General features: G+C 73.9%; 6 protein-coding genes. 1 reads left to right on the top strand and 5 read right to left on the bottom strand.

Annotated features, from left to right (window positions below):
* Positions 1 to 558: 558 nt before the first annotated feature.
* The 4 genes from ilvD to GPJ59_RS31200 all read right to left on the bottom strand — a co-directional run bounded on the left by ilvD (position 559) and on the right by GPJ59_RS31200 (position 5,168).
* On the bottom strand, positions 559 to 2,409 hold the full coding sequence (gene ilvD / locus GPJ59_RS31185) for a dihydroxy-acid dehydratase (RefSeq protein ID WP_219671273.1): 1,851 nt from the start codon (positions 2,407 to 2,409) through the stop codon (positions 559 to 561).
* Between the two features lie 243 nt (positions 2,410 to 2,652).
* Positions 2,653 to 3,279 (bottom strand): TetR/AcrR family transcriptional regulator, encoded by a 627-nt coding sequence (locus GPJ59_RS31190; RefSeq protein ID WP_219671274.1) that lies wholly within the window; start codon positions 3,277 to 3,279, stop codon positions 2,653 to 2,655.
* On the bottom strand, positions 3,276 to 4,127 hold the full coding sequence (locus tag GPJ59_RS31195; RefSeq protein WP_219671275.1) for a sugar phosphate isomerase/epimerase family protein: 852 nt from the start codon (positions 4,125 to 4,127) through the stop codon (positions 3,276 to 3,278). Before GPJ59_RS31195 ends, GPJ59_RS31190 begins: the two co-directional genes overlap by 4 nt.
* 111 nt (positions 4,128 to 4,238) lie before the next feature.
* Positions 4,239 to 5,168: a Ppx/GppA phosphatase family protein gene (locus GPJ59_RS31200; protein ID WP_219671276.1), complete on the bottom strand. Its 930-nt coding sequence runs from the start codon at positions 5,166 to 5,168 to the stop codon at positions 4,239 to 4,241.
* Between the two features lie 231 nt (positions 5,169 to 5,399).
* Between GPJ59_RS31200 and GPJ59_RS31205 the strand changes: the two genes are divergently transcribed.
* Positions 5,400 to 6,167 (top strand): hypothetical protein, encoded by a 768-nt coding sequence (locus tag GPJ59_RS31205; protein ID WP_308120583.1) that lies wholly within the window; start codon positions 5,400 to 5,402, stop codon positions 6,165 to 6,167.
* Positions 6,168 to 6,306: 139 nt separating this feature from the next.
* Here GPJ59_RS31205 and GPJ59_RS31210 read toward each other — a convergent pair whose 3' ends face one another.
* On the bottom strand, positions 6,307 to 7,149 hold the full coding sequence (locus GPJ59_RS31210) for a BACON domain-containing protein (RefSeq protein WP_219671278.1): 843 nt from the start codon (positions 7,147 to 7,149) through the stop codon (positions 6,307 to 6,309).
* Between the last annotated feature and the right edge of the window lie 158 nt (positions 7,150 to 7,307).

A 7,307-nucleotide genomic window follows, 5' to 3' on the forward strand; every position in this document is an offset into this window, starting at 1 on the left:
GGGGGGTGGGGGGGCGGGGGGCGGGGCCGGGCGGCGGGGGGGGGCGGGGGGAGTGAGGGGGGGGGGGGGGGGGGGGGGGGTTGGGCCGGGGGGGGGCTGGCGCCTCGTCTGGGTTATTCCCCATGGGATAATTAGGGCGCCTGACGGGGGGCGGGGACAAAGGGGGGGGTGGGGCTTTCGGGGGTGTGCCGGCGGGCCATGGGACGGGCCGGGCGGAGGCGGGCCGCTGCGCGGGGCCATTTCCCCACCCCGCCCCTTCCCGAAACCGGGCTCCGCCCGGACCCGTTCCGGGGCTCCGCCCCGTACCCCTTTCGGGGCTCCGCCCCGTACCCCGCGCCTCAAACGCCGGCGGGGCTGGAATGGGGCGGGCTCCGCTTCCGGGGCTGGATCGTGCCCCGTCAGGGGCGCGGGGAACTGCGCGACCAGCCACAGCGGACCCGCAGGTCCGCCACGGCCGGCACGGCCCCGAACAGGGGCAGGGTCCGGGGCGGAGCCCCGACCCCCTCAGCCTCGCCGGCGTTTGAGGCGTGGGGGTGTGGGGGCGGAGCCCCCGCGTCGTCAGGCCAGCTTCGAGACGTCGCGCACTGCACCCTTGTCCGCGCTCGTCGCCATCGCCGCGTACGCGCGCAGTGCCGCCGAGACCGTGCGTTCGCGGGTCTTCGGGGCGTAGACGCCGCCGAGGGCTGCGCGGCGGGCGGCCAGGGTGGAGTCGTCGACCAGGAGCTCGATCGAGCGGTTCGGGATGTCGATGCGGATGCGGTCGCCGTTCTCGACGAGGGCGATCGTGCCGCCCGAGGCCGCCTCCGGGGAGGCGTGGCCGATCGACAGGCCCGACGTGCCGCCGGAGAAGCGGCCGTCGGTGACCAGGGCGCAGACCTTGCCCAGGCCGCGGCCCTTGAGGAAGGACGTCGGGTAGAGCATCTCCTGCATGCCGGGGCCGCCCTTGGGGCCCTCGTAGCGGATGACGACGACGTCGCCCGGCGCGACCTGCTTGGACAGGATCTTCTCGACGGCCTCGTCCTGGGACTCGCAGACCACCGCCGGGCCCTCGAAGGTCCAGATGGACTCGTCGACGCCGGCGGTCTTCACGACGCAGCCGTCCTCGGCGAGGTTGCCGCGCAGGACCGCCAGGCCGCCGTCCTTGCTGTACGCGTGCTGGACGGAGCGGATGCAGCCGCCTTCGGCGTCGAGGTCGAGGGACTCCCAGCGCTCGGACTGGGAGAAGGCGGTCGCGGAGCGCTGGCAGCCGGGGGCGGCGTGCCACAGGTCCATCGCCTCGGCGGAGGCGGTGCCGGAACGGACGTCCCAGGTCGCGAGCCAGTCCTCCAGGTTCGCGGAGTGGACCGTCGTCACGTCCTTGTTGAGCAGGCCGCCGCGGTGCAGCTCGCCGAGGATGGCGGGGATGCCGCCGGCGCGGTGCACGTCCTCCATGTAGTACGTGCCGCCGGGCGCGACGTTCGGGGCGACCTTGGCGAGGCAGGGGACGCGGCGGGAGACGGCGTCGATGTCCTTGAGGTCGTAGTCCAGGCCGGCCTCCTGGGCGGCGGCGAGGAGGTGGAGGATCGTGTTGGTGGAGCCGCCCATGGCGATGTCGAGGGCCATGGCGTTCTCGAAGGCCTCGCGGGTGGCGATGCTGCGGGGCAGGACCGAGTAGTCGTCCTGCTCGTAGTGGCGCTTGGTGATCTCGACGATCGTGCGGCCGGCCTGCTCGTACAGGGCGCGGCGGGCGGTGTGGGTGGCGAGGACCGAGCCGTTGCCGGGCAGGGCCAGGCCGATGGCCTCGGCGAGGCAGTTCATCGAGTTGGCGGTGAACATGCCCGAACAGGAGCCGCAGGTCGGGCAGGCGTTCTCCTCGATGCGCAGGACGTCCGCGTCGGAGACGTTCTCGTTGGAGGCGTCGACCATGGCGTCGATCAGGTCCAGCTTGCGGACGGTGCCGTCGACGAGGGTGGCCTGGCCGGCCTCCATCGGGCCGCCGGAGACGAAGACGACCGGGATGTTCAGGCGCAGGGCGGCCATGAGCATGCCCGGGGTGATCTTGTCGCAGTTGGAGATGCAGATCAGGGCGTCGGCGCAGTGGGCCTCGACCATGTACTCGACGCTGTCCGCGATGAGGTCGCGGGAGGGCAGGGAGTACAGCATGCCGGCGTGGCCCATGGCGATGCCGTCGTCGACGGCGATGGTGTTGAACTCGCGCGGGACGGCGCCGGCGGCGCGGATGGCGTCGGAGACGATCCGGCCGACGGGGGCGAGGTGGGTGTGGCCGGGGACGAACTCCGTGAAGGAGTTGGCGACCGCGATGATCGGCTTGCCGATGTCCTCGCTCGCTACGCCCGAGGCGCGCATCAGGGCGCGCGCGCCCGCCATGTTGCGGCCGTGGGTGACGGTGCGGGACCTCAGCTCGGGCATCGGGTCTACTCCCCGTGAGTGCGGATATGGCTCAGTACGAGGCTACGCCTCCGGCCCGGGATCCGGACAGGGAGTCCGGATGGCGGGACGGGAGGGTCATTCTCCGGTCGGCGGCGGTCGGCGGCAGTCGTCCGCGGTCGTTGGCGGTCATCGGCAGTCGTTGGCGGTCGTCGGCAGTCGTTCGCCGTTGTGTCGGGTCGTGTCCGGCTGCCGCTGATCATGCCTGGCCTCCGCCGCCCTCGGTCACTCCTGGGTGAGGTAGCGCTGCAGGGTCGGGGCGACCAGGGCCACGATGTCCTCGGGGTCGGCGGTGGCCAGGGGCTCGACCTGGACGACGTAGCGCAGGATCGCGATGCCGACCATGTGCGAGGCGGCGAGCTCGGCGCGGAAGGTGGGGTCGGGTACGTCGAGGTCGGCCGCGACCCGTTCCAGGACCCGCCGCAGTACGAGCCGGCGCAGCACCTTGGCGGCGGCCTCGTGGGTGAGGGCCGAGCGGACCACGGCCAGGACCGGGGCGCGGGTGACCGGGTTCTCCCAGATGCCGAGGAAGTAGCGGGCCAGCCGCTCGCCGATGCCGTCGGGGCCTTCGCCGAGGATCGCGGGGACGACCAGGGCGGGCTCCATGCTGAGCTCGATCGCGGCGGCGAAGAGGTCGTCCTTGGAGCCGAAGTAGTGGTGGACGAGGGCCGGGTCGACGCCGGCGGCCTTGGCGATGCCGCGTACGGAGGTCTTGTCGTAGCCGCGTTCGGCGAACTCGGCGCGGGCCGCCAGCCGGATCCGCTCCTGGGTGCCCGGACCCTCCTCGACGGCGTCGCGGGGCGGGCGGCCGGGACCGCGGCGGGGTCGCTCGGGGCCGGGCTCGGCGGTCATGAGCCGGGCACCCGCTGGGGCCGCCCCGGGTGCTGCGGGCCCAGGGTGCTGGCCAGGTGCAGCCGGGTGAAGGCGAGGGCCTCGGCGAGGTCGGCCTCGCGCTCGGCGGAGGACATGGCCCGGCGGGTGTTGACCTCGATGACGACGTGCCCGTCGAAACCGGTCCGGGCCAGGCGTTCCAGCAGTTCGGCGCAGGGCTGGGTGCCGCGGCCGGGGACGAGGTGCTCGTCCTTGTTGGAGCCGTTGCCGTCGGCGAGGTGGACGTGGGCGAGGCGCTCGCCCATCCGGTCGATCATCGCGGTGGCGTCGGTGCGGGCGGTGGCCGTGTGGGACAGGTCGACCGTGAAGTGGCGGTAGTCGTCCTTGGTGACGTCCCACTCGGGCGCGTACGCGAGCATCTCGCGGTCGCGGTAACGCCACGGGTACATGTTCTCCACGGCGAACCGGACGTCGGTCTCCTCGGCCATGCGCCAGATGCCGCGTACGAACTCGCGGGCGTACTGGCGCTGCCAGCGGAACGGCGGGTGCACGACGACCGTGGACGCGCCGAGCCGCTCGGCGGCCGACCGGGCCCGCTGGAGCTTGGTCCACGGGTCGGTGGACCAGACCCGCTGGGTGATCAGGAGGCAGGGGGCGTGGACGGCGAGGACGGGGATGCCGTGCTGGTCGGACAGGCGGCGCAGCGCGTCGACGTCCTGGCTGACGGGATCCGTCCACACCATGACCTCGACGCCGTCGTAGCCCAGGCGCGCGGCGATCTCGAAGGCCGTCGCCGTGGACTCCGGATAGACGGAGGCGGTGGACAGGGCGACCTTCGCGTCCGGGATGCGCACCACTGGTTCTGCCACGGGGACAGGGTACGGGGCCCCTGTGCGGCCCGCCGGTACGGGGCCGGAGGCCGGGGCGGAGGGCGGGGCCGGCCTCCGCCCCGTACCGGCGGGCCGCGCTCCCGGCGGGCCCTACGAGGGGAGGTGGTCCAGGTGGCGGAGGATGACGCCCTCGCGCAGGGCCCAGGGGCAGATCTCCAGCTCGTCCACGCCGAACAGGTCCATCGCGCCCTCCGCGACCAGCGCCCCCGCCAGCAGCTGTCCGGCCCTGCCCTCGGAGACCCCGGGCAGGGTGGCGCGCTGGCCGACCGTCATGGCCGACAGCCGCGGGACCCACTCCTCCAGCGACTTGCGGCTCAGCTCGCGCTGGACGTACAGGCCCTCCGCCGAGCGGGCCGCGCCGGCGATCCGGGCGAGCTGCTTGAAGGTCTTGGACGTGGCGACCACGTGGTCCGGCGCGCCGAGACGGGTGATCTCACCGACCGTCCGGGCGATCTGCGCCCGGACGTGGCGGCGCAGGGCCTTGACGTCCGCAGGGTCCGGCGGGTCGCCCGGGAGCCAGCCCGCCGTCAGCCGGCCCGCGCCCAGCGGCAGGGAGACGGCGGCGTGCGGCTGCTCGTCCATGCCGTACGCGATCTCCAGCGAGCCGCCGCCGATGTCGAGGCACAGCAGCTTGCCCGACGACCAGCCGAACCAGCGCCGTACCGCCAGGAAGGTCAGCCGGGCCTCGTCCTCACCGCTGAGCACCTGGAGGTCCACGCCGGTCTCGGCGCGCACCCGGGCCAGCACCTCGTCGGCGTTGGCGGCCTCCCGTACGGCCGAGGTCGCGAAGGGCAGCACGTCCTCGCAGCCCTTGTCCTCGGCGGCCTGCACGGCGTCGCCGATGACGGAGACGAGCCGCTCGACCCCGGCGGCACCGACCGCGCCGTGCTCGTCGAGGAGCTCCGCCAGGCGCAGTTCCACCTTGTGCGAGTGCGCCGGGAGGGGGCGCGCGCCGGGGTGCGCGTCCATCACCAGCAGGTGGATCGTGTTCGATCCCACGTCAAGGACACCGAGTCTCATACGCGAAACGCTACTGGCACGAACGCGTACGGGTGACACGCATGGGCGCTTACGCTTGGGTTTGTGCCAGACACGAACAAGGCCAAGAGCAAGAAGACCGGCAAGGGCAAGGCCAAGGATTCGGCCAAGGGCTTGGCGAAGGACTCGGCCAAGGGCTCGACCAAGGACTCGGTCGAGGACTCCGTCAAGGACTCGGCCCAGGCGAAGGCCCGGCGGGCGGTCGCGGCCGGGGTGCGGATCGCCTTCCGGGGCGAGCCCGACGAGAAGGGCCTGGACTTCCCCCGGGCCTGGGTGGAGTTCCCCGACCCTGCCGACGACGAGCAGGTCTTCCGCTGCGACCTGACCTGGCTGACCTCCCGCTGGACCTGCATCTTCGGCAGCGGCTGCCAGGGCATCCAGGAGGGCCGCGCCGACGACGGCTGCTGCACGCTCGGCGCGCACTTCTCCGACGAGGACGACGAGCAGCGCGTGGCCGAGCACGTGGCCCGGCTGACGCCGGAGCTGTGGCAGTTCCACGAGGTGGGGACCACGACCGGCTGGACGCAGTTCGACGACGACGGGGAGAAGCAGACCCGCCGCTGGCAGGGCTCGTGCATCTTCCAGAACCGGCCCGGTTTCGCGGGCGGGGCGGGCTGCTCGCTGCACATCCTGGCGCTCCGGGAGGGTCGCGAGCCGCTGGAGACGAAGCCGGACGTGTGCTGGCAGCTGCCGGTGCGGCGGACGTACGACTGGATCGACCGGCCGGACGACACCCGGGTGCTCCAGGTGTCGATCGGCGAGTACGACCGGCGCGGCTGGGGTCCGGGCGGCCACGACCTGCACTGGTGGTGCACGTCGGCGACGTCGGCGCACGGGGCCGGGGAACCGGTGTACGTGTCGTACCGGGCGGAGCTGACCGAGCTCATGGGCAAGCAGGGGTACGAGGCGCTGGTCGAGCTGTGCGAGGCGCGGATGGCGGCGCAGCTGCCGATGGCTCCGCATCCGGCGGATCCGGTCTGAGCGGTCGACAGGGTCTGACGGATCGGCCTGGCCTGAGCGGTCGGGCGGCTCTGAGCGGTCGGGGCGGCCTGACCGCTCGGGTCGCTCGGGTCGCTCGGGTTGCTCGGGTTGCTCCGGGCGCTCAGGTTGCTCGGGGCGCTCACGTCGCTGAGGCCGACGGGGCCGGGGAAACCGTTCCGCCGGTGCTGTCCGAGGGGCTCGGTGTCGGCTGCGGCGGGGTCGGCGTGGGGGTCGGCTCGGGCGGCGGTGACGTGGCCGGCGGCGTCGGGTCGGGGCTCGGGGGCGAGGTCACCGGCGGTGTCGGGGTCGGAGTCGGGGTCGGCGGCGTGGGTGTCGGGTCCGGGGCCGGCTCGGCCGGGCGGCCCTGGCCGCGTACGGCGATCACCGCGCCGCTCGGCTCCACACCGACGCGGGCGCTCCAGGGTCCGGGCGGCTGGGCGTCCCGGTCCACGGTGATCTTGAGGGTGACCGATTCTCCGGGTGCCAGCGTGCCCGAGGTGCGACTGGCGTGCAGCCAGGACGCGTCCGACCACAGGTACCAGTCCACGGGTGCGCCGCCGGAGGCGCTCAGCGTCAGCAGGGTGGTCCCACCGCGGGTGACCGCATGGGCCGTGAGCCGGCCGGGGCCGGCGGTCGGCGAGGCACCGGGCGGTTGCGGCGCGCCCGTGCTGATCACCTCGACCGAGACGTCGGTGACGTGGCCGGGCGGCGGGAAGGCGGGCCGGCCTCCGGTGCGGGCCGCGTTGCCGGCGTTCTCGTAGGCGGCGAAGGGGCGGCCGTCGGCCTCGGCGGCCGGGGTCTCCGACCCGCTCGCCGAAACCCGGGTGCTGTTGCCGGTGCCGTGTTCGGCGGTGCTGGGCGCGCCGCGGTACGCCGCCCAGAGCGCGAGGACGGGCGCGGCGACGACGGTGGCGACCACGGTGGTGGTCACCGCGCGGGCGCGCAGCCGGTCGCGGCGGGCGAGCCGGTCCTTGGGGTCCATGGGGAAGCCGGTGCGGTCGAAGCGGGGGCGCGCGGACCGGCGGCGCGCCCCGGCGGGGCGGGGGATGGGCGCGGGCGGGGGCTTTCGCCCGTCTCTTTTTCCACACCGGAGCGGGCGGAGTACCTTACCGTGGAGCTCTGCGCGGTGGTACGTATCTT

The sequence above is a fragment of the Streptomyces bambusae genome (assembly GCF_019400985.1).
Lineage (GTDB): Bacteria > Actinomycetota > Actinomycetes > Streptomycetales > Streptomycetaceae > Streptomyces > Streptomyces bambusae_A.